Raw genomic sequence first — 25400 nt, forward strand, 5'->3', positions numbered from 1 at the left:
CGACGAGATAGCTCCGCGTCCGCACTCCTGATCCACGTTCCACCTTTCCGCCTCGGGTTATTGACTGAGCTTTATTCAGTTCGTAACTAGACAATTACTGAGACAAATTCATGAAACTGTCATCCGACGGTGCCAATGATGCGGCGGCATGGAGGCGGCAGATGGCACGGATTTCGGTCGAGAACATAAGCAAGGCGTTCCGTCAGGCGGACGTCTTGAACGACGTGTCGCTCGACATCGCCCATGGTGAATTCCTGACGCTGGTCGGTCCGTCCGGTTGCGGCAAGACCACGTTGTTGCGCATCATCGCCGGTTTCGAAGACCAGGACAGCGGCAGCATTCGGATCGGTGATCGCTGCGTCGACGCCTTGCGGCCGAAGCAGCGCGACCTGGCGATGGTGTTTCAGTCCTATGCGCTGTACCCGCACATGACGGTTGCGAAGAACGTCGCGCTTCCGTTGACCATGCGCCGCATGAATGTCTTGCAGCGGCTGCCGCTGATCGGTCGCATAATGCCCGGGGCAGGCGAGGCTCGGCGAGCGATCGCCGCCGACGTGTGCGCCGTCACGTCGGCGCTTGGCATTGACCATCTGCACGATCGCAGGCCATCGCAGCTTTCCGGCGGCCAGCGTCAGCGCGTCGCACTCGCGCGTGCCATGGTGCGCCAGCCGCTTGCCTTCCTGATGGACGAGCCGCTGTCCAATCTCGATGCAAAGATGCGCCTGCAAGCGCGTGCGGAGATCGCCGAACTGCATCATCGCCTCGGGGCGACGTTCATCTACGTGACCCACGATCAGGCTGAAGCGATGACCATGTCCGATCGTGTCGCCGTGATGATGGGCGGCCGCCTGCTCCAGGTTGCTCCGCCGCAACAGGTCTATGACGATCCGGCGACGATCGAGATCGCCCGCTTCATCGGGACACCGGAGATCAACGTCATTCCAGCGACGGTGCGCGCCGATGGTTGCGTCGAAGTACTGGGCCGCTCCTGGCCGATATCGGCGCGGGTCGATGCCGGCGCGCCGGTTTCACTCGCGATCCGTCCCGAAGCGTGGACGCTCGAACACGAGAATGCTCGCGGAGCAGAGCTGACCGGCACGGTGCGGCATTTCGAGCCGCTGGGTTCGGAAACGCTCGTCTATGTGGGGGTCGAGAACCTCGCGTCCGCCGTCGTGATGCGCGCTGATCCCGTGGATGCGGCTAGGCTCGCGGTCGGGCGCCGCGTTCGCATTTGGGCGGATCCATCGCGTGTCCTCCTGTTCGACGCGACGGGCCGGCGCGTTCGGGCAACGGCGAGCAACGCCGTGCCGCGTCTTGCCGAGGTGCGTCATGGCTGAGGCGGGGACGTTGAAGGCACCGAGCGCTTCGGCTCATGCTGGAACGGCGCGCCCCGCAGGCCTGGCGGCAGAGATGCTGGCCGGATGGATACTCGCATCGCCTGCGGTGATGCTGATGTGGCTGCTGCTGCTGGGGCCAGCCGTAGCAGTCGTCGTTCTCTCCTTCACCGATTGGACGTTCGGTGCGCCGACGATCGCCTGGGTCGGGCTTGGCAATTACGCCGAGATGCTCGCGGACCCGTCGTTCTGGGTCTCGCTGAAGAATACGCTGCTCTACGTCTCGTTCTCCGTGCCGCTTTCGGTACTGCTTGGATTGCTGGTGGCGCTGCTGATCGAGGCGGGGACGTCGTTGCGCGGGTTTTACCGCGCAGTCTATTTCTTGCCGGTCACCGCGACGCTGCTGGCGATGGCCTTCGTATTCCAGTTCGCGTTCCATCCGACGATCGGCGTCGTCAATCAGCTCTTCGCGGTCCTTGGGTTGCCGACGCTCGACTGGCTGAAGACGCCGTCTACGGCGCTCTACGCGCTCGGCGTCATCGGAATCTGGCAAGCTGTCGGCCTTAATATGGTGCTGTTCCTTGCCGGCCTGAAAGCCATCCCGCGCGACCTTTACGAGGCTGCTGCGCTCGACGGTGTCGACGGCGCCTGGGAGCGTTTTCGGCTGGTCACCTGGCCGCTGCTCGGCCCGGCCGCCGTGTTCGTCGTGACGATCACATCGATCCGGTCATTCCAGGTCTTCGACACTATCGCGGTCCTTACGCAAGGCGGCCCCAACAAGTCCACCAGCGTGCTGCTCTTCCAGATGTACCAGGAGGGCTTCTCCTTCCTGCGCTCAGGCTACGCGGCCGCGCTCACCTGCGTGTTCCTGGGGATCGTGCTGCTGCTGACGCTGGTGCAGACCACTCTTCTCGACAAGCGCGCCCACTACGGATGACGCGGATGAAGGGTAGAACGAATCTCGCAGGTCTTGGCTTCGGACTTTTCCGGCATCTCGTGCTCGGGGCTGGCGCGATCCTGATGCTCGCACCTTTCATCCTGATGGTGTCGATCAGCCTGAAGACACAAGGGGAGATCTATGCACCGCATTTCCATCTGCTGCCGGATGGCTGGAACGGGCTATCGAACTACTTGGCGGCCTTCACCAGGCAGCCGCTCGGGCGCTACCTGCTCAACGGTCTCTTCGTCGGCGTCTGCATCTTTGTAGCTCAGGTTGCCCTTGCGCTGCCTTGCGCCTACGCGCTGGCGAAGCTCCGGTGGCACGGTCGCGAGACGACCTTCGTCCTCGTACTGGCCGGTCTCCTCGTCCCGCCCCAGGTCACCGCGATCCCAATCTACGTCATGCTGTGGAAGTTCGGCATATTGGACAGCTATCTTGCGCTGATCCTGCCGCCCTCGATCTCGGTCTTCGGCATCTTCCTGATGCGGCAGTTCTTTCGCACCGTGCCCGACGATCTCCTCGATGCGGCGCGGCTCGACGGTCTCTCCGAATTCGCCATCGTCTGGCGCATCATGGTGCCGACTGCGATCCCAGCGCTGGTGTCGTTCGGAATCCTCTCGCTGGTGTGGCACTGGAACGACTTCTTCTGGCCATTGATCGTCGTCCAGTCCGAGCAGCTGGCACCTCCGCCGCTCGGTATTCTCTTCTTCGCCAATGCCGAGGCCGGCACCAACTACGGCTACCTCATGGCCGCAGCGGTCGTGGTCAACGCTCCGCTCGCAGTCGCCTTCCTGTTCGCCCAGCGATGGTTCATCGACAGCATGACCATGTCCGCGGTGAAGTGAAGGCGAAGGACCGATCAAGCTCCAGAGACAGGAAATAAACATGAAGCGCTCCCGACGACAGTTCCTCTCTAACGCCGCCGCGGTTGCCGGCACCGTCGCCATGCCGTCCTTTCTCCGCGCTCAATCCGGTGTGACCGAAATCAGAGTCGCCTACTCGATACCGGTGCTGTTCAAGGATTTGATGGAATCCCTAGCGAAGGAATTCCAGGCCAAGAATCCATCGGTCAAGGTGACGCTGCGTGCGCCGGAGAACGGCTATGAGGAGATCATGCAGCGACCCTGCGTGACGCCGTGACCAACTCGCTGCCTGATGTCGCATTCCAGGGCCTCAACCGCCAGCGCACCCTCGACGAGCGCGGCATTCCTGTCGACCTCGCGCCGTTTCTGGCGGCCGACCCCGAGACCAGGGATCTCGGGTTCTCGCCGACGCTGCTGTCGCTCGGCCAGGTCGGCGGCAAGCAGACCGGCATCGGCTTTGCCCTGTCGACGCCGATCCTTTACTACAATGCCGATCTGGTGAGGGCGGCCGGCGGCGACCCCGACAAACTGCCGACGAGCTGGGACGAGGTCATCAAGCTCGCCGCGGCGATGCATGCCCCCGCCAAGACCATCACCGGTATCTTCTACGACTGGACCATCACAGGCAATTGGGGCTGGCAGGCGTTGGTGCTGTCGCACGGCGGCGCCTTCCTTGACGACAGCGAAACCAAGGTGCGCTTCACCGAGGCTGCGGGGCGCCAAGGCGTCCGCGTGCTGCGTAGCCTGGTCGACGACGGCAAGATGCCCGATGTGAAGCCCGAGGTCATGTTCCAGGACATGTTCTCCGGTCGCATGGGCATTTCCATGCAATCAACGGCGCAGCTCGCGCGCTACAATCGCGAGATCGGTGGGCGCTTTCGTCTGGCCTGTGGCCGTTATCCCTTGTCTGCACCGAATGCTCGCCTGCCGGCCGGCGGCAACGTCGCGATGATGTTCACAAAGGATTCCGCCAAGCAGAAGGCGGCATGGGAGTTCATCAAATTTGCGACCGGTCCGATCGGCGCAACCATGATGGTGAACGCGACCGGATATATGCCGGCAACTTCGATTCCTGCCCAGCGGGACGATCTGCTCGCGAAATTCTATCGCGACAATCCAAACCACATGATCTCGATCCGCCAGCAGGACGTGATCACCGGGTGGTATGCGTTCCCGGGCCCGAACGCGCTGCGGGTCACCGATACGATCAATGATCACCTGCAGACCATCGTGGCGAAGCGGGGCGACGCTGACCCAACGCTCGACGACATGGGGAAAACTGTGCAGGCCTTGCTGCCTCGGAAGCAGGGCTGACGGTTGTCCGCGAGAGATCGATCATGACCCGCACACGCCTTGCCATCATTTCCGATATTCACCACGGCCGGGACACCCTTAGCAAGAAGGGCTCGGCCGCGCTCCCGTTGCTCGAGCGCTTCATCAGCGATGTCGACAAGGGTGATTTCAGCGCCGTGATCGACCTCGGCGATCGCATTTCCGATGAAAGTTCCGCACGCGACCGCGAGCTTCAGGCCGACGTCGCCCGGTTGTTTCAGGCCGTCCGCATCCCGCGTTACCACGTCAGCGGCAATCACGATCACGCGATGCTTAGCGCGGCTGAGAACGAGGCTATCCTGGGAGCCCCGACGTCGTCTCGCTCCCAGCTTGTCGGCGACGTGCGGATCGTCTTCTGGCAGCCCGATGTGAGCCTGACGCTTGAACGCGGCTTTCATCTCGCTCCAGGCGATCTGCGCGAGCTTTCGGATATTCTCGAGGCCGATGATCGACCGACCTTGCTCGTGAGCCACGTGCCGCTCTCCGGGCATGCCCAGATCGGCAACTACTATTTCGAAAACAATCCGGGGCATTCCACCTACGCCGAGATCGCTGACATCCGGCGGGTCATTGCCGCTGCTCCGTGCCCGATCGTCGCGCTCGCAGGTCATGTCCACTGGAATTCGGTGAGCACCGTGGACGCCACGCCGCACATCACGCTGCAATCGTTGACCGAGAGCTTTACGACTGCGGGCGCGCCAGCCGGGACGACCGCCGTCCTGGAGATCGAGGGCGACGTTCTAACGTGGACCGTGGGCGGTCGCGATCCCTTCGCCGTGACGCTGCCGTGGCGCCATGCCAAATCGAAATGGACGGCGCCGCTTCCCGATTTTACAACGATAGTGAATCAAGTCCGTCGATAACCTCGTTGACGCAAATGCCAGTGGAACCGTTTTATTCCGATCCGCGAACACGCGCGCCGTCACTTCACATTTGCTCGCTGCACCATTGATCCCGCTTGACAGTTTTATGTCGCGGGAGGAGCATGTCACCGGTCGCCCAGCGCGACGCGTAACGTCCATGTCATGAGCAAGGGGAGGTCTATGACACCACCTCCGCAGATCCAGCCGCGTTAAGTGCGATGGAGCTCGTTCGGACTATCGCATAGCGGTAACATCCGCGAACGGCACGCCGGGTCAAGGTTAAGTGGGCCGCATCAGTGAGGCATGGCCCCTTACCGGCCCGGCGCTGTAATTTTGAGCATTCCGGTTTCTGTCGGCGACGATGGCGCAGCCATCGCCCGGCGAAGCGTTAGATGTTCTCCTGCGTTCTGGGCAAATCACCAAGTCATCGATCGTAGTCCGGCTCTCCGTCGCGGAGCCTGGGCACGATTGTGTGGCGAGCGGTCGACATTGCCTCGAAGACGGCAGCCCGGTCGCATACGCGTTGACGTTGTGTGTGTCATGCGTCGCAGCAAATGCCAAGAGAAAGTCGCCGCGACGGCAAACTTCCGACACAGCACCGGGGCGAATAGCGGTGATCCGACATGAATCGTACACAAGGCGGTGCCGGTTCTGACACCGCCTTAGCCATTTCTGGGGACTTAATCGTGTCGCAACGGCTGTCTTCGGCGCTTCTCGCTGCCTGCATCTTCCTCGCGATCTCAACTCTTTCCGGTGCTCGCGCCGAACCGGCGCCGCCGCCTGCGACCGGCAATGCTGCAACGCTCTCCCCGGAGCAGGCTCGGCGCGCACTGGACACGCTGCAGGACGATCAGAAGCGTGCCCGGATGATCGATACGCTGCGCGCAATCGCCAGTGTGTCGGATCAGCCGCAGGGTGCAACACCCGCGCCCGAGCAGAAGTCGCCCGCTTCGCTGTCAGCCGACGGGCTCGGCGCACAGCTTCTGCTGACGGTCTCGGAGGAGATCGGCGAGATCTCGCGTCAGGTCGCCGACATGGCGCGGACACTCACGCATTTTCCGGCGTTCTACTACTGGATCGTGCGGACGGCGAATGACCCCGCCGCCTACAATCTGCTGATCGAGATTGCGTGGAAGCTGGCGCTGGTGTTCGGCTGCGCCTTCTGCGCCGAGTGGCTGATTTTCCGCCTGATCAGGCGTCCGGTCGCATTCCTGGAGGCGCGCGTGCCGCAGGCTCCGCACGTGCCCACGCAGGCGCTCCCCATCATCGAGCCGCCATTGTCCGTGGCTGCCGAGCCTGAGCTGCATCGCCGCCGCGCCAGTCTGGCCCGCGCCTGGCAACTCCTGCTCCGTCTGCCTTTCGTGCTCGGCCGCCTCGCGATCGAATTGCTCCCGGTGTTCGTCTTTGTCGGCATTGCCACGACGTTGCTGGGAACCGAGATCGGCGAGCCGGCGACCGTCCGCCTTGTCATCCTCGCCGTCGTCAATGCCTATGCGTTCTCGCGAGGACTGATCTGTCTGGTCCGGGCGCTGGCGGGGCCCTTCGGCCTCTTTCCGGTTCGCGCCGAGACCGCGGCCTATATCGAGATCTGGGCGCGGCGCATCGTCGGCGTCGGTGTTTCCGGCATCGCCTTTGCCAATGTGGCGCTGCTGCTCGGCCTGCATCGGGCCGGCTATGCCGCCTTGCTGCGCATGGTCATGCTGATCGTGCATCTCTTCATCGTGGTCATCATCCTGCAATGCCGCCGCCAGGTCGCCGAGGCCATTCGCGCGCCGGCCGGCCGGCAGGGCCTTGCGGCAAGGGTGCGTAATCGCGTTGCCAGCATCTGGCACTATCCTGCGATTGCACTCGATCTGGCGCTGTGGGCGGTCTGGGCGCTCAACATCCAAAACGGCTATTCGCTGCTGCTCCAGTATTTCGTCGGCACCATCGCGGTTGCGCTGATCACGCGCGTCGCCATCATGGTGACGCTGAGCCTGATCGACCGCGGCTTCCGCATCAATCCGGAGATCCTCCAGCGCTTTCCCGGCCTCGAGATCCGCGCCAACCGCTATCTGCCTCTGCTGCGCAAGATCGTCTCGGGTATCATCGCCTTTATCGGCTTTGTGGCCGTGCTGGAGGTCTGGGGCGTTGATGCCATCGTCTGGTTCTATGGTGGCCAGATCGGCAGCAGGCTCGTGTCCGCCGTCGCGACCATCGGCATTGCCGCCGCAATCGCGGCTGCGATATGGGAGGCCAGCAATGCGCTGATGGATCGACAGATCAATGCCCTGTCGCGCGAGGGCCACTACGCCCGCGCGGCGCGTCTGCGCACGTTTCAACCGATGCTGCGGACGGTGTTGCTCTGCCTGATTGCGACCGTCGTCGGTCTCACCGCGCTGAGCGAGATCGGCGTCAATGTCGCGCCGCTTCTGGCGGGGGCCGGCATCGTCGGTATCGCAATCGGCTTCGGCTCGCAAAAGCTGGTGCAGGATCTCATCACCGGCCTGTTTCTCCTCCTCGAGAATACGGTGCAGGTCGGCGACACCGTCAGCGTATCCGGGCTGACGGGGGTGGTCGAAAATGTCTCGATCCGCACCATTCGCCTGCGCGCCGGCGACGGCTCGGTGCACATCGTGCCGTTCAGCGCGGTGACCACCATTACCAATTCAAGCCGTGGCGCGGGCAATGCATCGGTCAGTGTCAATGTCGCCTACAAGGCGGATACCGATCGCGCCGGGCAAATCCTCAAGGACATCGTCGATGAAATGCGTCGGGAGCCGGAGTTCCGCGCCGCGATCCGCGGCGATCTGGAGCTCTGGGGCATCGACAAGGTGGACGGCTCCATGGTGTCGATCGTCGGCCAGATCCGTTGCACCGACAGCGGCCGCTGGCCGGTTCAACGCGAGTTCAACCGCCGCATGAAGCTGCGCTTCCAGGAAAACGGAATCGAGATTGCTTCCTCCGCGCAGACCATTCTGATGCAGATCGCCGCGCCGGCCGACGCGGCCTCGAACCTGACCTTGCGGCGGGCGACCGGCTGATCTTCTTCCTTGCCTCCTGAACGGCGACGTCGTTCACTTCTCGCCACAAACAAGCCCGCCGGTCAACTGCGGGCGCAAGCGGGAGGCTGGGAAATGATGGGTGGATTGTCGGCCCGAATGCGCGGCTTTGTCACTGTGATTTGCGCACTGATCGGACTCGTTGCGTTCGCCGCACCGGGGACGAGCCAGTCATTCCCGTCGCGGCCGATCACGCTGGTGGTGCCGTTTGCGGCGGGCGGACCGACCGACACGCTGGCGCGGATTCTTGCCGAGCGGATGGCGGCCGATCTTCGCGCAACGATCGTGGTGGAGAATGTGGTCGGCGCGTCCGGCAGCATCGCAGGCGCGCGCGTCGCGCGGGCAACCCCCGACGGTACCACGATCACCATCGGTCATTGGGGCACGCACGTGCTGAACGGTGCGATCTACAAGCTCAGTTACGACGTGCTTGCCGATTTCGAACCGATCGCGCTGGTTGCCAGCGGGCCTCAGCTCATCGTCGGCAGGAAGACCCTGGAGGCCGGTAGTCTCAAGGAGCTGATCGCCTGGCTGAAGGACAATCCGAACAAGGCGTCAGCCGGGACGGCCGGCGCTGGCTCCGGCGCGCACGTCGCCGGCGTGTTCTTCAAGACGAGGACCGGTACGGAATTCCAGTTCGTGCCCTATCGGGGCGCGGGTCCGGCCATGATCGACCTCGTAGCCGGGCAGATCGACCTGATGTTCGATCAGGCGTCGAATTCGTTGCCGCAGATCAAGAACGGAACGATCAAGGCGTTTGCAGTGACCTCGCCGACGCGACTTGCCGCCGCGCCTGATATTCCGACGGTCGACGAAGCGGGCCTCCCTGGCCTCTACATTTCCTACTGGCACGGATTATGGGCGCCGAAGAACACGCCCAGGGACGTCCTCGAGCGGCTCAACGCGGCAATCGTGGCCGCGCTCGCCGATCCAAAGGTCCGTCAGCGCTTTGCGGAGCTCGGTCAGGAGATCCCGCCACGCGAGCAGCAGGCTCCGGCCGCACTCGCAGCGTTCCAGAGCGCCGAGATCGACAAGTGGTGGCGTATCGTGAAGATCGCCGACATAAAGGCGGAATAGGGCGCGGCATTAACTTTTTGGCTGGCCTGATGCAGCCTGCGTCATTCTTCATCACACGTGCATCGCTGCGGTGCGAGATCACAATCGGGTCTTGACCTGCAATGTCCTTGATCTCAATCAAGGGGTGGCGGACAATGTTTGTTCTGACAAAAGAAACTCTCGGGGGAATTCGTGAATAGACCTGACCGGGTCACCGCCCACTCAACGCCTTCCAGCTCAACGCCTTCCAGCTCGACGCGTGGCATGACGCTGCTCCGCGATCCCTTGCTCAACAAGGGCACCGCTTTCACCGAACAGGAACGTGCCGCACTCGGCCTGCGTGGCCTTTTGCCGCCTTGCGTGCTGACGATGCAGGACCAGGCGGAGCGCGTCCTGATCAATTTGCGCAATCTGCCGAGTGACCTCGAGAAGTATGTTGCGTTGAACGCGTTGCATGATCGCAACGAGGCGCTGTTCTTTCGCGTCGTCTGCGACAATATCGACGAGATCCAGCCGCTGATCTACACGCCGACGGTCGGGCTCGCCTGCCAGAAATACGGCCTGATCTTCCAGCGTCCGCGCGGCATGTTCATCTCTTCGCGCGATCGCGGCCAGATCGCCGAGATTTTGAAGAACTGGCCTTATCCCGGCAAGTTGATCGTGGTGACCGACGGCGAACGGATTCTCGGCCTCGGCGATCTCGGTGCCAACGGCATGGGCATCCCGGTCGGCAAGCTCTCGCTCTATTCGGCCTGTGCCGGCGTGCATCCGGAGCAGTGCCTGCCGATCGTGCTCGACGTCGGCACCAACAATGAGGAGCTGCTGCGCGATCCCTATTATCTCGGTTTGCGCGAACGGCGCCTGACGGGCGAAGCCTATGACAGTTTCGTCGACGAGTTCATGCAGGCTGCGCGCAAGACGTTTCCGGGCGTGCTGATCCAGTTCGAGGATTTTGCCAACCACGCCGCGTTCAAGCTGTTGCACAAATACCGGGACGAGGCCTGCGTCTTCAACGACGACATCCAGGGCACGGCGGCGGTGGCGCTTGCCGGCCTGTTCTCGGCGCTGCGCGTCAGCGGCGGCAAGCTCAGGGATCAGCGCATCCTGTTCCTGGGCGCGGGCGAGGCCGCGACCGGCATCGCCGATCTCGTGGTCTCGGCGATGATGGCGGAGGGCGCCTCCGAAGCCGAAGCGCTGATGCGCAACTGGCTGGTGGATTCTCGCGGCCTTGTCGTCAGGGGGCGGGCCGGCCTGTCCGGTCACAAGCTGCGCTACGCCCACGACCATGGGCAGATCGCCGACTTCCTCGCCGCGATCGAAACGCTGAAGCCGACCGCGATCATCGGCGTCGCGGCGGTCGGGGGCGCGTTCACGCCGGACGTGCTCAAGGCGATCGCGAAGCTCAACGCGCATCCGATCGTGTTCGCGCTCTCCAATCCCACCTCGAAGGCGGAGTGCTCGGCCGAGGACGCCTATCGCTACACCGAGGGCCGCGCGCTGTTCGCCTGCGGCAGTCCCTATGACCCGGTGACGCTCAACGGCAGAACGTTCGTCCCGCGCCAGGGCAACAACTCCTACATCTTCCCGGGCGTCGGCCTCGGCGTGATCGCCAGCCGGTCGCGCCTCGTGACCGACGAGATGTTCATGGCCGCCGCGCATTCGCTCGCTGATTGCGTCGGCAAGGACGATCTCGATCAGGGCAGCCTCTACCCGGCGCTGCCACGCATCCGCGAGGTCTCCGCCAAGATCGCCGCGGCAGTTGCGCAAGTCGCCTATCAACGCGGCCTTGCGGACGGGCCCGCGCCCAATGACGTGATGGGCCTCGTCCGGTCGCAGATGTACGAGCCGCATTACTGACGGCTTCGCCCGCCCGCGCGGGCGGATCGGTCAGCACCCCGGCACTATCTGAGGTGGAAACGCCGTTGCGCGGCGCGGCCGTATATGCGACGATCCGTAGCGTTACAAGAAACTTCCAGCCGCAAGGTCAGATACCATGGACGATCGTTTGCCCGAACTGGGCGACCTCGAGCGCGAGGTCATGCAATTGGTTTGGGCTCATGGGCCGGTGACGGCCGAGGTCGTGCGTGAACGGTTGCCGCGCCGTCTCAAGGAGTCGACCGTCCGCACTGTCCTGCGCCGGCTGGAAGAAAAGGGCTACGCGCGGCACACTGTGGACGGACGCACCTATGTCTACCAGGCGGTCGAGCCCCGCGCACGCGTCGCCGCCAAGGCGGTCCAGCGCATCGTCGACTGGTTCTGCAACGGTTCGATCGAGGAGGTGCTGGTCGGCATGGTCGATAATGCGATGCTCGATCAGCAGCAGTTGCGCACGCTGGCTGACCAGGTGGCCAAAGCGAAAAAGGTGAGGGGAGTGAAGAAAGAATGATCGCAACTCTGGCAGAGGCGGCGCTGCGCTCCTTTGTACTGGGAGGCGTCGTCTGGTTTGGTCTTTATCTCTTTCGCGTGCGCAATCCGCACGTGCGCATGACTGCGTGGGTCGTCGTGCTGCTTGCCTCGCTCGCGATGCCGTTCGTGATGCATTGGCCGACGCTCACCATCACGCGCCTGCCGTTGCCGGTGGCAGCGCCGGACGATGTCTGGCCGGCTGAGGTACTGATCGGGGAGTCCTTGTCGCCCGTGCTGCCCGCCGACCACGGCGCAGCCCTGGCTTCGCCAGTGAAAATCCCGGCGCCGATCAACTGGTGGGGCATCGCCACGATCGTCTATGCCGGCATCGCCGGCGTCCTGCTGCTGCGGCTCCTCGTCGGCCTCTGGCTGACCTTTCGTCTGGCGCGGGCTGCGAGGCCGATGGGCGGCCCCCGGGTTGTCAATGCCGAGGTGCGCGTCAGCCGCGACGTCGGCGGTCCCGTCACTTTCGGATCGATCATTCTCGTGCCGCCGCAGTTTCTTGACTGGGATGCGCAAAAGCGGCTCGCCGTGCTCGCCCATGAGGGCGCGCATGTCGCCAATCGCGACTTCTACGTCCTGCTGCTCGCCTCACTTAACCGCGCCGTGTTCTGGTTCAGCCCATTCTCGTGGTGGCAGCTCGCGCATCTGGCGGAGCTTGCCGAGATCATCAGCGACGTTCAGGCGATCGAGGCGATCGACGACAGGCTGTCCTACGCGGAGATCCTGCTCGACGTCGCAACTTCCGTGAAGCCGCGTCCGATGGAGCTGGCGATGGCCCGGGCATCGACGGTGCGCGCCCGCGTCGAGCGCATCATTGCAGCAGCGGCGATGCCCGCTGCGGTCGGCTGGCGCAAGCGCGTCTGGATCGCGGCCATGATCGTGCCGGCCGTGATCGTCTCGACCGGCATGATCGCCTATCGCACGCCGGAGGCGAGCCCGGCCGTGGAGGATGCCGGCGAGACGGGCAGCGGGCAGCACTATCGCGCGTTCGTCAATTTCTACGCGCTTGGCCCGACGTCGGTGTTCGCCATCTTCCGCGACGGCGATGAATTGTTCGGGCAGTGGGCCGGGCAGCGCAAGCTGCGACTGACGGTGCAGGATGGCATGGCGTCCTATGTCGCCTCGTTCGGCAACATCGCGTTTCCGGTCGATGCGGAGCGCCGGTCCTCGGAGCTGATGATGCGGGTGAACGGTCGCGACGTCCGAGCCACCCGCCTCGCCGAGATGCCGGCTCCGGCCGTCGATCCTGCCTCGCTCGACCAGTATGTCGGCTGGTACAAGGTCGCCTTCAACCGCGTGCTGACCGTCAAGCGCGATGGCAATCGGCTGCTGGCGCACGAAACCGGCCGGCCCGCCTTTGCCCTGATGGCCGAAGGCGCCGACGCGTTCTCGATCAGGGGCGACGATCTCGTGGTCTTCCTGCGCGACGATCAGGCCCAGGTGGCGCGGGGTCCTCCTGCACAGCGCGGCGTCGGGCCCGCGCCTGGCGGGACGCATCGATGCGGCCGTCGCAGGCAGCATCGAGGCCGACTTCCTGCGGCGGATCGCGGAAGTTCCGGAGCGGTTCAGGGACCAGGTCCCGGCGCCGGGCAGCAAGGAGATGATCCTCCGCGGCATCGAAGATTTGCGTCGCGGTACGCCGAACTACGACGCCATGAGCGCGCCGCTGGCCGCCAAGATCCATCGGCAGGCCGGTGAATTACACGCGACGTTCCTGGCGCTGGGCGCAGTGGAATCGATCTTCTTCCGCGGCGTCGGCCCCGGCGGATACGACATCTATGGCGCGAAGTTCGAAAACGGCACGGCTGAGTTTCGCCTGCTGATCGACCCGGACGGCAAAACTGGCGACGTGACCTTCCGTCCCGACGGCAACGACGAACTCGGCGGCATCGTCGCCTGTTCGGAACAAGCCGCCGTTCGCGGCCAGGCCGGCGGCTCGCCGATCAGGATCATGTTCTACAACGACACCGGTGACGACATTCAGGTCTTCAACCTGGATACGGACGGCAATCGGCGAATGCAGACAACCATCGGCAGCAGCATGACGTCGTCCTTCCTCACCACAGTCAAAAGTCCGTGGGTGATTGCCGACCGGTCGGGACAATGTCGCGAGATCCTGCTGCCGGGACGGCAGACGCGCTTCTACAACGTCGACGCGCCGCATCCCGGTGCGCGGCTGGGGCGCGCGACCCGGCGGAGCATGCCGATCGCCAACGGCGAGGAGATGCTGCGGCAGTACATCGAGGGAGTCGGCAAGGGCCGTCCGGACTATGACCACATGACCACGGAGGTTGCCGAGCTGACGCGTCAGCAGCTTCCGTTCGACCAGGCGATCCTGACGCGGCTCGGTGCGCTGCGCGCGATGTCGTTCCGCGGCGTCACCGCGCTCGACAGCGACATCTACATCGCCCAGTTCGCCAACGGCTCGGCGGAATGGCGGATCGGGGTCAAGAACGGCACCATCACGAAAATCGCGCTGGGGCCAAATTTCTAGGAACGCACGCAAGCGAGCTGCGCGGCTGCAAAAGGCGCAACGAGAACATCAAATGAGACGGCGCCAATTTGTTTCACTTCTCGGTGGAGCTGCGCTGGTGCCGATCACCACGTTGCCGGTGTATCCGGACCCGCCCGACGACTCCGGTATTCCGGCCGCGCGAGACGACGGCTGGCCCGTCGCGGCCGTCAATGAGGACAAGCTTGTCGACAGCGCTGCACTGCGCAGGATGGCCGATCGCCTCGCGGCCCCCGGCACGGCCAATGTGCACGGCATTCTGGTCGCACGCAGTGGCCGGCTGGTGTTCGAGCGGTACTTCAAGGGCACCGACGAAATCAACAACCGCCAGGTGGAAAACGTCACCCTCGATGCCGATACACTGCACAACGTGAAATCGGTTTCAAAGAGTGTCGCGTCACTCGCCGTCGGGATCGCAATCGATCGCGGGATCATCGGCGGCGTCAATGAACCCATCTTCAGTTTCTTTCCCGAGTTGGCCGATTTGCGTTCCCCCGAGAAGGAAGGCATCCGGCTGTCGCACCTGCTCACCATGTCTTTGGGTCTGAAGTGGGTGGAAGCGATTCCGAGCAACGAGGACGACAACGACGAGGTGCGCATGCATACGGCGCCAGATCCTTGTCGCTACGTCCTCAGTCTTCCGGTGACGGCTCTGCCAGGACGGGAATTCTTCTACAACACCGGCGCGCTTACGCTCCTGTCGGCCATCATGCGCAAGTCCACTGGACGCCCCCTCGACGAGTTTGCGCGTGAGGCTTTGTTCGAGCCGATGGGCATCACCCGCCTCGCGTGGGCCCGGGTCAAGGGGGATAGCGATGCCGGAGGGGGATTGCGCTTGCGGCCACGCGATATGGCAAAAATCGGCCAGCTCGTCCTCGCGGGCGGCCGGTGGAACGGTCGCCAGATAGTTTCGAAGGCATGGATCGACGCCTCGATGACACCGCAGCTGAAAGCCACGGGCCCCTTTTTCTACGGCTATCTCTGGTGGCTGGGTCGCACCCAGATCAATGGGCGCGAGGTCCACTGGGTTGGTGCGCTCGGTCGAGGCGGGCAGTCGATCCGCATCGTCCCGGAGCTCGATCTCGTCGTCGTGGTGACCGCGGGTTACTACCAGGACTACAGCCCGCAAGCGTTTCAATTGCAGTACGGCGTTTTCAGGGATGTCTTGCGGGCGATTTCGCCTACGGGCTGAACGCCTTGATTTGCGGCACGAGGCTGATGAGCACCCGTCGCGGACCGCTCAATCGGAGCTTGCAGCCGACAAGCGCAAGTGCTACGATTTGTAGCATTACAACGTGTCATGGTCGACCGAACCGGCTTGGCGCGATGGTTCGGTTGGCTGACATATCGGGCACCCGCCATGAGCAATTCTACAAAGGCTGAAGCCGTGCTGGCGCTCCATCGCTTCGGCATGGGGCCGCGACCGGGGTCGATTGCCGCGATCGAGGCCGACCCGCGCGCAGCGCTGATCGCCGAGCTCGACCGGCCCCTGCTACTGGCAGACGCAGCGAGCCTTCCCTCCAGCGCCAAGGCCTACCGCACGGTAGCGGACGCCAATGCCAAGCGTGCGGCGCGAGCCAAGCAGGAAGCCAAGAAGCAGCAGATGGCCGCGGCTCCCGTCATGGCCGAAGGCCAGGACGCAAGCCAAGGAAACAACCAGAGGCGAAAGCCAGGACAGACTCAAGGGCAGGGTCAGGGCGCGGAAACCGCCGAGATGGCGGCCAAGAAGGCCGCCGACGCCGTTCCCGATCCGGGGCGGCCGATCTATCTCGAGGAGGCGAAGGTGCGCACGGAGGCGGCGCTGGCTGCGGAGATCGGCTTTGCCGAGCGGCTGGTGTGGTTCTGGTCGAACCACTTCTGCATCTCCGCAAACAAGATCCAGAGCATGTCGGGTGCCTATGAGCGCGAGGCCATTCGTCCGCACGTGCTCGGCCGTTTCAACGATCTGTTGCAGGCGGCCGAAGGTCACCCGGCCATGCTGTTCTATCTCGACAATCTCGGCTCGATGGGCGCGAACTCGATCGCCGGCATCAATCGAAGCCGCGGCCTGAACGAGAATTTTGCGCGCGAGATCATGGAGCTGCACACGCTCGGTGTGCGCAGCGGCTATACGCAGGATGATGTCATCAGCTTCGCCAACGTGCTGACGGGCTGGACCCTGATTCCGCCCGGCAACGATCCCGAGCGAGGCGGTGAATTCAGCTTCAACCCGCGGCTCCACGAGCCCGGCGGGCAGACCGTGCTCGGCAAGCTCTACGACCAGGAGGGAGTGGAGCAGGGGCGCGCCGTGCTGCGCGACCTCGCGGCTCATCCCGCGACCGCGACACATGTCGCGACCAAGCTCGCGCGCCACTTCATTGCGGAGACGCCGCCGCCGTCACTGGTCGAGCAAATGGCGAAGACGTTTCGTGAGACCGACGGCGACCTCAAGGAGGTTGCGAAAACGATGGTGTCCGCGCCCGAGGCGTGGAGCGAGCCGCCGTCCAAGCTCAAGCGTCCCGGCGAATGGGTCGTCGGCATGGTGCGCGCGACTGGCATCACGCAGGCCGATCCGACGCGCTTCACGGGAGGGCAAGAGCTGCTCGGCGAGGCGCTGTGGCGGCCGCCGGCGCCGAGGGGCTATCCCGATGACGAAGCGAGCTGGATCGACGGCGTGGGCCGGCGGCTCGACATTGCCAACAATTTCGCCGAGCGCGTCGCGGGCCAGGCCGATCCGCAGGACATCATCGAGACCGTTTTCGCATCAACGGTCTCGCCAGAGGTGAAACAGGCGGTCAATCGCGCCGAGAGCCGGCAGCAGGCGCTCGCGCTCCTGTTCATGTCGGCGGACTTCCAGAGGAGGTGAGCATGAGCTTCGCCAACCACCTGCCGACACGGCGTGAGCTGCTGATCGGCTCGGGCGCGCTGTTTGCGTGGAGCCAGATGCCGAAGCTCGCTCGCGCAGAAGGGCGCGATCCGCGGCTGCTCGTCATCATCCTGAGGGGCGCCCTTGACGGTCTCGGCGCGGTCGCGCCCGTGGGCGATCCCGACTGGATCTCCTTGCGTGGCGAGCGCGCACTGGTGCTGGACGGCAAGACGCCGGCGCTGCCGCTCGATTCCTTCTTCGCGCTCAATCCGGCGATGCCCAATCTGCATCGGCTGTACAAGAGCCAGCAGGCGCTGATCGTGCACGCCACGGCGACGCCCTATCGCGAGCGCTCGCATTTCGACGGCCAGGACGTGCTCGAGAGCGGGATTGCAAAGCCCGGCGCGATCGGCTCCGGCTGGCTCAACCGGTCGCTGGCCGCGCTGGAATCGGGCGGTCGCGTCGATCCACGCGGCAGCCGTGCGCTCGGCGTCGGTGCGGTGACGCCGCTGGTGGTGCGCGGCTCGGCACCCGTGATGTCATGGGTGCCGCAAAAGCTTCTGTCGGCGAGCGAGGACACGCAGAACCGCCTGCTCGATCTCTATCAGCACACCGATCCGAAGCTCGCCGCCGTGCTCCAGGCGCGCATGAAGCTTGCCTCGCTCGGAGGCCCTGCGGGCATGGGCGATCCGATGTCGGAGGATCCTACGCTGATGCCGCCGGGCATTGCGCGCGTGCGCGCCTACTTCGCCGAGGCCGCCGGTACCGCCGCGCGCTATCTTGCCAGGCCGGACGGCCCGCGCGTTGGCGCCATGGGCTTCGTCGGTTGGGATACGCACATCGCCGAAGGCGCGGCTTCGGGGCAGCTGTTCAACCTGCTTGGCGCGCTCGACGGTGCGCTCGCCTCGATCGAGACCAACATGGGCGAGGCCTGGCACGACACCGTCGTTGCCGTCGTCACCGAGTTCGGTCGCACCGCGCGGATCAACGGCACGGAGGGAACGGACCATGGCACCGGCACGGTCGCATTCCTCACCGGCGGTGCATTGAAGGGCGGCCGCGTGATCGCGGACTGGCCGGGATTGAAGCCGGCACAGCTGTTCGAGGATCGCGACCTGAAGCCGACGACGGATCTGCGCGCCGTGCTGAAGGGGCTGCTGCGCGATCATCTGCGTGTCGAGGACACCGTGCTTGCCAGCACCGTGTTCCCCGACAGCGCCGATGTCGCGCCGATGAGTGGACTTGTCGGTAGCGGATGAAGCGAGACGCGCGAGATGCGCGGAATCACGATTGGGATCGTCATGTGCTTTCTGACCCAACGGGAGATCGAGTTTCTGACCGGCCTGCAACGGCGATGGCGGAAACTTTATTGGCGTGAGCTCGCGCGGCTTCTCACGGAGAGCGCGGCGCGCGAGGCGCACGCCGTTTTGTGGCGAGAGTCCCACGGCTGACGCGCCCTGACCGGACGCGCTGTGTCTCGCTTCGAGACGCATGAGGAACTGTGGTGGAATCGCAACAGCTTGCGCGAAACCGCAGCGGCCGCAGGGCGGCTCCTTTTCCGACAAGGTTCTGCCTCCATTGAGCGCCGGACTAGGGGCAGGTCGGAGGCGCGCAATCATGTCTCGATTCGAATGTGCCGAAACGGTTGATCCGCAGACCCACGCAAGCCGCGGTTCCCTGTGCGGAGCGGTTACTCGACTTGTCCTTAGCCTGATTGCTGCCGTATCGCTCGCGGCCTGCGCGCAGTCGCCGGTCGCGCGGCAGAAAGCGGAATTCGCAACTGCAAGCCGGCAGGCCATGACCGAGCATCGTCACGAGGCCCGCAGGCTCGCGGGCGTCTACGCCCGGCCGCGCCATCATGCGCCGACCCACGCGGCTGAGAAGCCAACGGCCGCGCATGGCGTTGCGAGCTTCTACTCGGAGGACCAGGAGACCGCGAGCGGGGAAAAGTTCGACAAGCACGAACTCACCGCCGCTCATCCTACGCTGCCGTTCGGCACGCGCCTGCGCGTGACCAACGTCTCCACCGGCCGCTCGGTGACGGTCCGCGTCAACGACCGCGGACCTTATGTCCGCGGGCGCGTCGTCGACGTCTCCTATTCGGCCGCCGAGGCGCTCGGCATGGTCAACAAGGGCGTCGCCAACGTGAAGCTTGACGTCGTGCAGTAACCGCCGCGTCGCGGGAGTCCAGCTCTGCGACGTCGCATCCGCATACCGCGCTTAACCGGCTGTTAGTCTCGCTGAAGCACCATGGCGGGCACACAATCTCGACGGTTCGGGGAGGACGCGTGAACACGATCCAGCATCTTGAGGACCAGGCTGCGCGCGCCGAGCGGCTGGCGAAACGGATCACGGATACGCTTACGGTCGAGAAATTGTTATCCTTCGCGGGCGACCGTCGCCGCGAGATCGAGGCGATGGCCGGCAGGCGCCGGAAGGCCTGATCATACCGAACACCGGAAGCGATCTAGCGTGCCGCAATCCGCGCGCGAAGTGCCGCGTGCAGGCCGGACGGAGTGCGGGAGCTCGCGCAGATGTGGCGCTCGACGAAATCCCGGAGATGGTCGGGCAGGTCGGTGCCGTCGATGTCGCAGCGGGATTGGATTTCAAGGGCGACGTCGGCCGAGATGTCCTTGACCCAGTGCTCAAGTGTGTTGAACGAAATGACCCGCACTGGATCTCTGAAGCAGCCGGCGATGAACTCGCCGATCGTCTGTTCGAGATCGACGCGCTCGATGCGGATTTCCCTGGCGCCACTGATCCGGTCGATCACGACGAACAGTGTTTGATCCGCGCCATAGGGCACATCGAGGGATGACAAAACGGCTTCGAGCATCGTAGGCACTCACGTTTTCGCTTCGCATACCGTCAACGGGAAAAAGCAGAAGAATGTTCCTCGCGATGTCGTTCGTCGTCGCGCGGCGTCAGAGATAGTCCCGCAGCCGAGACAGCTCGGCGATGTGCTCGGGCGAGAGAATCTCCGTCACCAGCGGCGGTTGTGGCGACGTATGGATCTGATAGAGGTGCCTGGTTGCCTGCGGCTTCTCCATGAAGGCCGTGATGCATCGGTCCAGCGTATCTTCGAGCACGAGGTAGGTCTCCCGGTCCTCGCGCCGTTGGTTTCCGAGCGAGGGCCATTTGCGCAAGCGCGCGGTTGCGCCGAAGTTCACTTGGGATTCGGAAGACATCTGCCCCTGCTACGCGCTCACGCAAAAAGAACCCCAGCACACGTGGTCGTGTGCCAGGGCCCACATCTATCGCTGCATCTCAATGCCACGCGCTCCCAACGCCGGCGGCCAAGATTCGTTCCCAGTCGGCGAAACCATTCTCGACCGCATCTGCGGGCCCCTGGGCCGGTCCCGGCCCGCAGGTCACGTCATGAGAGCCTCGATGCCGGCAGTCAGCTCGCGGCGGCCGCGATCTTGTGCGCGGGCGGCGCTTGACCGCGGCTCGCGTCATCGCCGCGCCGTGCCTCCGGCGGAAGGCCGGCGAAGCGGCGCAAGGCGTCCGCCATCTGTACCCGTCCACTGACGCCCGTGATCACAACGTCGACCATGGTGAAGGACGAATGGAAATGGCCGCGCGCCTGCAACTGCTCGACCGGAACGCCCGCGGCTGCGAGCGCGTCCGCATAGGCGACGCCTTCGTCGCGCAAAGGATCGAACTCGCAGGTCACCACGAACGCCGGCGGCAGGCCGGCGACCTTGCCGCGCAGCGGCGAGACGCGCGGATCGGTGCGCTCGGCGGGCGAGCAGTAGATGTCCCAGAACCAGTACATCAGCGAGCGCGTCAGGAAGTAGCCGACCGCATTCTCCTCGTAGGATGGACGGTCGAACGTGCAGTCGGTGACCGGGCACACCAGAAGCTGGCCCGAGATCTGCGGGCCTCCACGATCGCGCGCGAGCTGACAGGTGACCGCGGCGATATTGCCGCCGGCACTCCAGCCCGCGACCAGCATCGGCCCCGGGGTGGCGCCGAGCTCGTCCGCATGCGCCGCGACCCAGCGCGTCGCTGCATAGCCGTCCTCGGCCGCCGCCGGGAAGCGGTGCTCCGGCGCATGCCGGTAGCCGACGCTGACGAAGATCATGTCCGTGCGCCGGCACATGTCGCGGCAGAACGGATCATCGGACTGCTCGTCGCCGAGCACCCAGCCGCCACCGTGGAAATAGACCACGATCGGGTGTGGCCCCGGCGTCGCCGGCCGATAGAGGCGATAGGGCAGCGGGCCGTCAGCGCCCTCCAGTGTGCCATCGATGACCTCGGCGACCGGCCGGCCTGCGGGGCGGGCCTTGTTGAACTCGTTGACGAAGGCGCGCGCACCCAGAGCGCCCATCGATTCGATCGGCGGCAGGTTCAGCTGCGCCAGCATGCCCAGCACGATGCGCACGTCCGGCTGCAGGCGCACGACCTCGCCGTCATTGCACTGCGCGGCGACGTTGGGCCCGGTGAGCTTGAAGCCGAGCATGCCGCGGGCGACGATCTCGTTGCAGATGCTACGGTAGGGGCCGACGCCGCCGCTATAGGGCATCAGGCCCTGCACCTTGCCGGGAACGTTGGCGCCCGTGTACCAGGTGTTGGCAAGCCGATGCAGCGTCAGCATCGAGCAGTCGGCCATGTGCTGACCCCATCCGGCCTGCGCTGTCTCGGTCGCCTCGATGGTGGTGAAGCCGGCGTCGCGAAGTGCGGCCAGGCGCTCGACCACCCAGTCGACGTGCTGCTCGATCGATACCGCCATGTTCGACAGCACCGACGGGCTGCCCGGTCCCGTAATCATGAAAAAGTTGGGAAAGCCCGCGACCGTCAGGCCGAGATAGGTCTGCGGCCCGTCCGCCCAGACCTCGGACAGCGACATGCCGCCGCGGCCGGTGATCGGATGCACGGCCCGGATCGCGCCGGTCATGGCATCGAAGCCGGTCGCGAACACGATGACATCGACCTCGAAGCTGCGCTTGTCGGTGGTGATGCCGTTAGCGGTGATCGTCTTGATCGGCTCCTGCCGCAGATTCACCAGCGTCACGTTGGGCCGGTTAAAGGTCGCATAATAGTTGGTATCGAGGCAGGGCCGCTTGGCGCCGAACGGATGGTCTTGCGGCATCAGGGCCGCGGCGGTTTCGGGATCCTTCACGACGCTGCGGATCTTCTCGCGGATCAGGTCGCAGATCAGCGCGTTGCCGTCGACATCGACGGCCTGATCAGCCCAGAGCTGGGTGAGGATGTAGACGAGATCGCCCTTGCCCCACGCCTCTTCGAAGCGCGCGCGGCGCTCGGCGTCGCTGAGCTGCCAGCTCACGGAGGTCTGTTGCGGATAGGGCACGCCGGCCATCGACCAGCGCGCCTGCTCGCGATATGCGGCGCGGTCGCCTTGCAAGAGGCCGAGCCGGTCCGCCGGTGCGGGGCCGTTATGGGCGGGCAGCGCGAAATTCGGCGTGCGCTGGAACACGGTCAGCTGCGCCGCCTGTTCGGCAATCATCGGGATCGACTGGATGCCTGAAGAGCCCGTGCCGATCACGGCGACGCGCTTGCCCGCGAGATTGACACCGTCATGCGGCCAGCGCCCGGTGAAATAGACCTCGCCCTTGAAATCCTTGACGCCGTCGATCTCTGGTGGCTTTGGCGCGGAGAGACAGCCCGTCGCCATGATGTAGTGGCGGCAGGAGACGGCCGGGCCGTTGCTGGTCGTGAGCTGCCAGCGCCCGGCTGCCTCGTCCCACCGCGCTTCTGTGACCTTGGTCTTGAAGCGGATGTCGCGCCGCAGGTCGTAGCGATCGGCCACGAAGCCGAGATAGCGCAGGATTTCAGGTTGGGTTGCGTATTTTTCCGACCAGGTCCAGGCCGTCTCGAGATCCGGATCGAAAGTGTAGCTGTAGTCGATGGTCTGAATGTCGCAACGTGCGCCGGGATAGCGATTCCAGTACCAGGTGCCTCCGACATCGTCGGCTTCTTCCAGCGCGACGCTCGTCAGGCCCGCCTTGCGCAGCCGGTGCAGAAGATAGAGACCGGCAAAGCCTGCGCCGACTACGGCGACGTCCACGTGTTGGGCTTTCCCGGTGGCTTCCGAAGCACGTGCTGCAACCATTGCCTCAGCCATGCGATTATCCTCCCGAGCATTTTGCTTTGGGATAGGCTATCGCCGCGGCGGTGGTTTGTCATCAGCGCAGATTCAATCCTGGGTAGCGCGAGATGCTGCGGACTGCAGCCCGCGCAGCGTACGCCGCGCCGCAACAATCGTCGTGAGCGCTTGATTTTTCGAGGCAATCACGCTGTTGTTCCGTCGATTGCCGAGTTCCGTGACGTTGCTCTCGGAGGACAAGGCTCTCAAGGCTCTTAAGGACCAAGGCTCTCACGAAACGTCATGAAGAAGCTGAGCGAGCGAACCAAGGCGAACATGGACGTGGTGCTGGAGGAAACCTGCCGTCAACTGCCGCATGGCGGCGACCACGACAGCCGCAGGTTCATTGCCGAGCGCTTGATCAAGGCGGCAGAAGCCGGCCATTCGACGCTCGGAGAGCTCGGCATCGTCGCGCGCCGCGCGCTCGCGGAGCTGACCGGCAAGGATGGCTAAAGCGCAAGCGTGGGGTCGTCCGGATCGCGCGCCGCGAGCAACTGCCGGCTTGCCGAGCCGCATGTTACCGACGTAACTTGGCGTCGAGCTTCTCGCGCATTGAGATTTCGCCGATGCGGTCCTTGCTGGCGCTCGCTACGGCTTCGATGGTCTCTTCAGTGGTCCTGGGACAGGTCGGCTTGGCCGCGGCCCAGCAGGCCGTGCAATTTCCGTTTGCCCTGACGCATGAAGGCCAGATGCTCGGCGCTGTGGAAGGCGAGGTGGCCTCTTTCAAGGGCCTGGCCTACGCGGCCGCGCCACTCGGGCTGCTCCGATGGCGCGCGCCAGAGGCGCTTCCCGAGAGCTCGGAAATGCGGACCGCCTACGATTTCGGTCCGGCCTGCCTGCAGCCGGCGATGCCGCATGCGAGCGAGGATTGCCTGACGCTGAACGTCTTTCGGCCCTTCGGCGTCGATGGACCGCTGCCGGTGATGGTTTTCTTCCATGACGGCGGCTTCGTGACGGGCACGGCGAATGATCCCTTGCTCGATGGCGCGAAGCTTGCGCAGGCTGGCATCATCGTCGTGACGGTGAATTATCGTCTCGGCGTGTTCGGCTGGCTTGCGCATCCCTCGCTCGCCGTGAACGCGCCGGACGGCGCGAGCGCCAATTACGGCATGATGGACCAGATCGCGGCGCTGCGCTGGGTTCATGACAATGCCGCCGCGTTCGGCGGCGATCCGGGCAACGTCACCTTGTTCGGTTCGGGCTCCGGCGCGACTTCGATTGCCCTTCTGATGCTTTGCCCACAGGCACGCGAGTTGTTTCACAAGGCGATCTTGCAGTCGCTGCCCGCGCGCCAAGGCGTGCCGTCGCTGCAAGAGGCTGAGGCCATTGGGCAACGCGTGTTCTCCCTGGTCGCCCGCGACAGGAGTACGTCCGATCCACGTGCGCTGGATACGAGAATGCTGCTTGCGGCCGAAACCCTGCTGTTCGCCAAATCCGCGCGCAGCTTCGGCCCGGTGCTGGACGGACGGCTCGTGACGGAGGACATCGCGAGCGGCTTCGGTGCCTCACATGAAAGCCGCATCCCGGTGATCATCGGCTCGAACGAGGACGAGACGAGTTTTGTCGGCGAGCCCGACCTGAAGGAGGAGCTCCGCCTCGCCGGTGAATCGGCCGATCGATTGAAGGCGCTCTATCCCGGCATCTCCGGCAAGCCTGCGGAGCTTGCCGCCCGGCTCTACACGGACCGGGTTTTCACCGAGCCCGCGCGATACCTCGCGCGTCTGCACGCGGCGACTGGTGCGCCGACCTACCGCTATCGATTTTCCTACATGGGCGAAGCCCAGCGTGCGAACGGCGATGGCGGTCACGGGCGGGAATTGCAATTCGTCTTCGGCGCCCAAGGCGTGCCGGGCGCGAGCCCGTTTACGCGCGCCGACCGCGAGCTTGCGGGTCAGTTGCGCAGCTACTGGACCAATTTCGCAAGGACCGGCGATCCCAACGGGCCGGGCCTGCCGCCTTGGGACGCAAGTTCGCAAGGTGAGCGCTTGCTGCTGATCTCCAATGACGGAATGGCAAGCCGCGACGATCCCCTGTCGGGGCCGCTCGATCATCTCGAACGGCGGAGCCCACGGGGATGAGTGGCGGGCGGGGCCACG

22 protein-coding genes are annotated in these 25400 nt (G+C 64.6%); 19 read left to right on the forward strand and 3 right to left on the reverse strand.

Annotated features, from left to right (window positions below; genetic code table 11):
• The first annotated feature begins 161 nt into the window (after positions 1–161).
• The 17 genes from Q2941_RS16955 to Q2941_RS17035 all read left to right on the forward strand — a co-directional run bounded on the left by Q2941_RS16955 (position 162) and on the right by Q2941_RS17035 (position 19639).
• Complete coding sequence (locus Q2941_RS16955; RefSeq protein ID WP_458193174.1) at positions 162–1337, forward strand: ABC transporter ATP-binding protein; 1176 nt, start codon at positions 162–164, stop codon at positions 1335–1337.
• Positions 1330–2271, forward strand: coding sequence for a carbohydrate ABC transporter permease (locus Q2941_RS16960; RefSeq protein ID WP_458193175.1), 942 nt, complete (start codon positions 1330–1332; stop codon positions 2269–2271). The genes Q2941_RS16955 and Q2941_RS16960 overlap by 8 nt, the downstream gene beginning before the upstream one ends.
• A gap of 5 nt (positions 2272–2276) precedes the next feature.
• Positions 2277–3119, forward strand: coding sequence for a carbohydrate ABC transporter permease (locus tag Q2941_RS16965; protein ID WP_458193176.1), 843 nt, complete (start codon positions 2277–2279; stop codon positions 3117–3119).
• A 40-nt stretch (positions 3120–3159) separates the two neighbouring features.
• On the forward strand, positions 3160–3414 hold the full coding sequence (locus tag Q2941_RS16970) for a hypothetical protein (protein WP_458193177.1): 255 nt from the start codon (positions 3160–3162) through the stop codon (positions 3412–3414).
• A complete protein-coding gene (locus tag Q2941_RS16975) occupies positions 3411–4451 on the forward strand; it encodes an extracellular solute-binding protein (protein WP_458193178.1) in 1041 nt (346 codons plus the stop codon). The genes Q2941_RS16970 and Q2941_RS16975 overlap by 4 nt, the downstream gene beginning before the upstream one ends.
• 23 nt (positions 4452–4474) lie before the next feature.
• Positions 4475–5332 carry a metallophosphoesterase family protein gene (locus tag Q2941_RS16980; protein ID WP_458193179.1) on the forward strand — a complete coding sequence of 286 codons (858 nt, stop codon included), beginning with the start codon at positions 4475–4477 and terminating at the stop codon, positions 5330–5332.
• 686 nt (positions 5333–6018) lie between these two features.
• Positions 6019–8355 carry a mechanosensitive ion channel domain-containing protein gene (locus tag Q2941_RS16985; protein ID WP_458193180.1) on the forward strand — a complete coding sequence of 779 codons (2337 nt, stop codon included), beginning with the start codon at positions 6019–6021 and terminating at the stop codon, positions 8353–8355.
• A gap of 96 nt (positions 8356–8451) precedes the next feature.
• Positions 8452–9450: a tripartite tricarboxylate transporter substrate-binding protein gene (locus tag Q2941_RS16990; protein WP_458193192.1), complete on the forward strand. Its 999-nt coding sequence runs from the start codon at positions 8452–8454 to the stop codon at positions 9448–9450.
• Between the two features lie 171 nt (positions 9451–9621).
• Positions 9622–11286 carry an NAD-dependent malic enzyme gene (locus Q2941_RS16995; protein WP_458193181.1) on the forward strand — a complete coding sequence of 555 codons (1665 nt, stop codon included), beginning with the start codon at positions 9622–9624 and terminating at the stop codon, positions 11284–11286.
• A gap of 136 nt (positions 11287–11422) precedes the next feature.
• Complete coding sequence (locus tag Q2941_RS17000; protein WP_027524466.1) at positions 11423–11815, forward strand: BlaI/MecI/CopY family transcriptional regulator; 393 nt, start codon at positions 11423–11425, stop codon at positions 11813–11815.
• A complete protein-coding gene (locus Q2941_RS17005; protein ID WP_458193182.1) occupies positions 11812–13536 on the forward strand; it encodes a M56 family metallopeptidase in 1725 nt (574 codons plus the stop codon). The genes Q2941_RS17000 and Q2941_RS17005 overlap by 4 nt, the downstream gene beginning before the upstream one ends.
• Positions 13493–14332 carry a hypothetical protein gene (locus Q2941_RS17010; RefSeq protein ID WP_458193183.1) on the forward strand — a complete coding sequence of 280 codons (840 nt, stop codon included), beginning with the start codon at positions 13493–13495 and terminating at the stop codon, positions 14330–14332. Before Q2941_RS17005 ends, Q2941_RS17010 begins: the two co-directional genes overlap by 44 nt.
• Positions 14333–14429: 97 nt before the next feature.
• Positions 14430–15542, forward strand: a complete 1113-nt coding sequence (locus Q2941_RS17015; protein WP_458193184.1) for a serine hydrolase domain-containing protein — start codon at positions 14430–14432, stop codon at positions 15540–15542.
• A 168-nt stretch (positions 15543–15710) separates the two neighbouring features.
• Positions 15711–17195 carry a DUF1800 domain-containing protein gene (locus Q2941_RS17020; RefSeq protein WP_458193185.1) on the forward strand — a complete coding sequence of 495 codons (1485 nt, stop codon included), beginning with the start codon at positions 15711–15713 and terminating at the stop codon, positions 17193–17195.
• Positions 17196–17197: 2 nt separating this feature from the next.
• Positions 17198–18454: a DUF1501 domain-containing protein gene (locus Q2941_RS17025; RefSeq protein WP_027524470.1), complete on the forward strand. Its 1257-nt coding sequence runs from the start codon at positions 17198–17200 to the stop codon at positions 18452–18454.
• Positions 18455–18812: 358 nt separating this feature from the next.
• Positions 18813–19364, forward strand: a complete 552-nt coding sequence (locus Q2941_RS17030; protein ID WP_027524471.1) for a septal ring lytic transglycosylase RlpA family protein — start codon at positions 18813–18815, stop codon at positions 19362–19364.
• A gap of 119 nt (positions 19365–19483) precedes the next feature.
• Positions 19484–19639 (forward strand): hypothetical protein, encoded by a 156-nt coding sequence (locus tag Q2941_RS17035; protein WP_198031801.1) that lies wholly within the window; start codon positions 19484–19486, stop codon positions 19637–19639.
• A gap of 23 nt (positions 19640–19662) precedes the next feature.
• On the opposite strand, the gene Q2941_RS17040 is transcribed toward Q2941_RS17035, so the two are convergent.
• The 3 genes from Q2941_RS17040 to Q2941_RS17050 all read right to left on the reverse strand — a co-directional run bounded on the left by Q2941_RS17040 (position 19663) and on the right by Q2941_RS17050 (position 23283).
• Positions 19663–20031 (reverse strand): hypothetical protein, encoded by a 369-nt coding sequence (locus Q2941_RS17040; protein WP_245288072.1) that lies wholly within the window; start codon positions 20029–20031, stop codon positions 19663–19665.
• An 88-nt stretch (positions 20032–20119) separates the two neighbouring features.
• Positions 20120–20383: a hypothetical protein gene (locus Q2941_RS17045; RefSeq protein ID WP_027524472.1), complete on the reverse strand. Its 264-nt coding sequence runs from the start codon at positions 20381–20383 to the stop codon at positions 20120–20122.
• 212 nt (positions 20384–20595) lie between these two features.
• Complete coding sequence (locus tag Q2941_RS17050) at positions 20596–23283, reverse strand: flavin-containing monooxygenase (RefSeq protein WP_458193186.1); 2688 nt, start codon at positions 23281–23283, stop codon at positions 20596–20598.
• A 264-nt stretch (positions 23284–23547) separates the two neighbouring features.
• Here Q2941_RS17050 and Q2941_RS17055 point away from each other — a divergent pair, with 264 nt between their 5' ends.
• Both Q2941_RS17055 and Q2941_RS17060 read left to right on the forward strand, forming a co-directional pair.
• On the forward strand, positions 23548–23757 hold the full coding sequence (locus tag Q2941_RS17055) for a hypothetical protein (RefSeq protein WP_035663059.1): 210 nt from the start codon (positions 23548–23550) through the stop codon (positions 23755–23757).
• 113 nt (positions 23758–23870) lie between these two features.
• A complete protein-coding gene (locus tag Q2941_RS17060; RefSeq protein WP_458193187.1) occupies positions 23871–25382 on the forward strand; it encodes a carboxylesterase/lipase family protein in 1512 nt (503 codons plus the stop codon).
• Positions 25383–25400 lie beyond the last annotated feature (18 nt).

This window comes from Bradyrhizobium sp. UFLA05-153 (genome assembly GCF_054185185.1).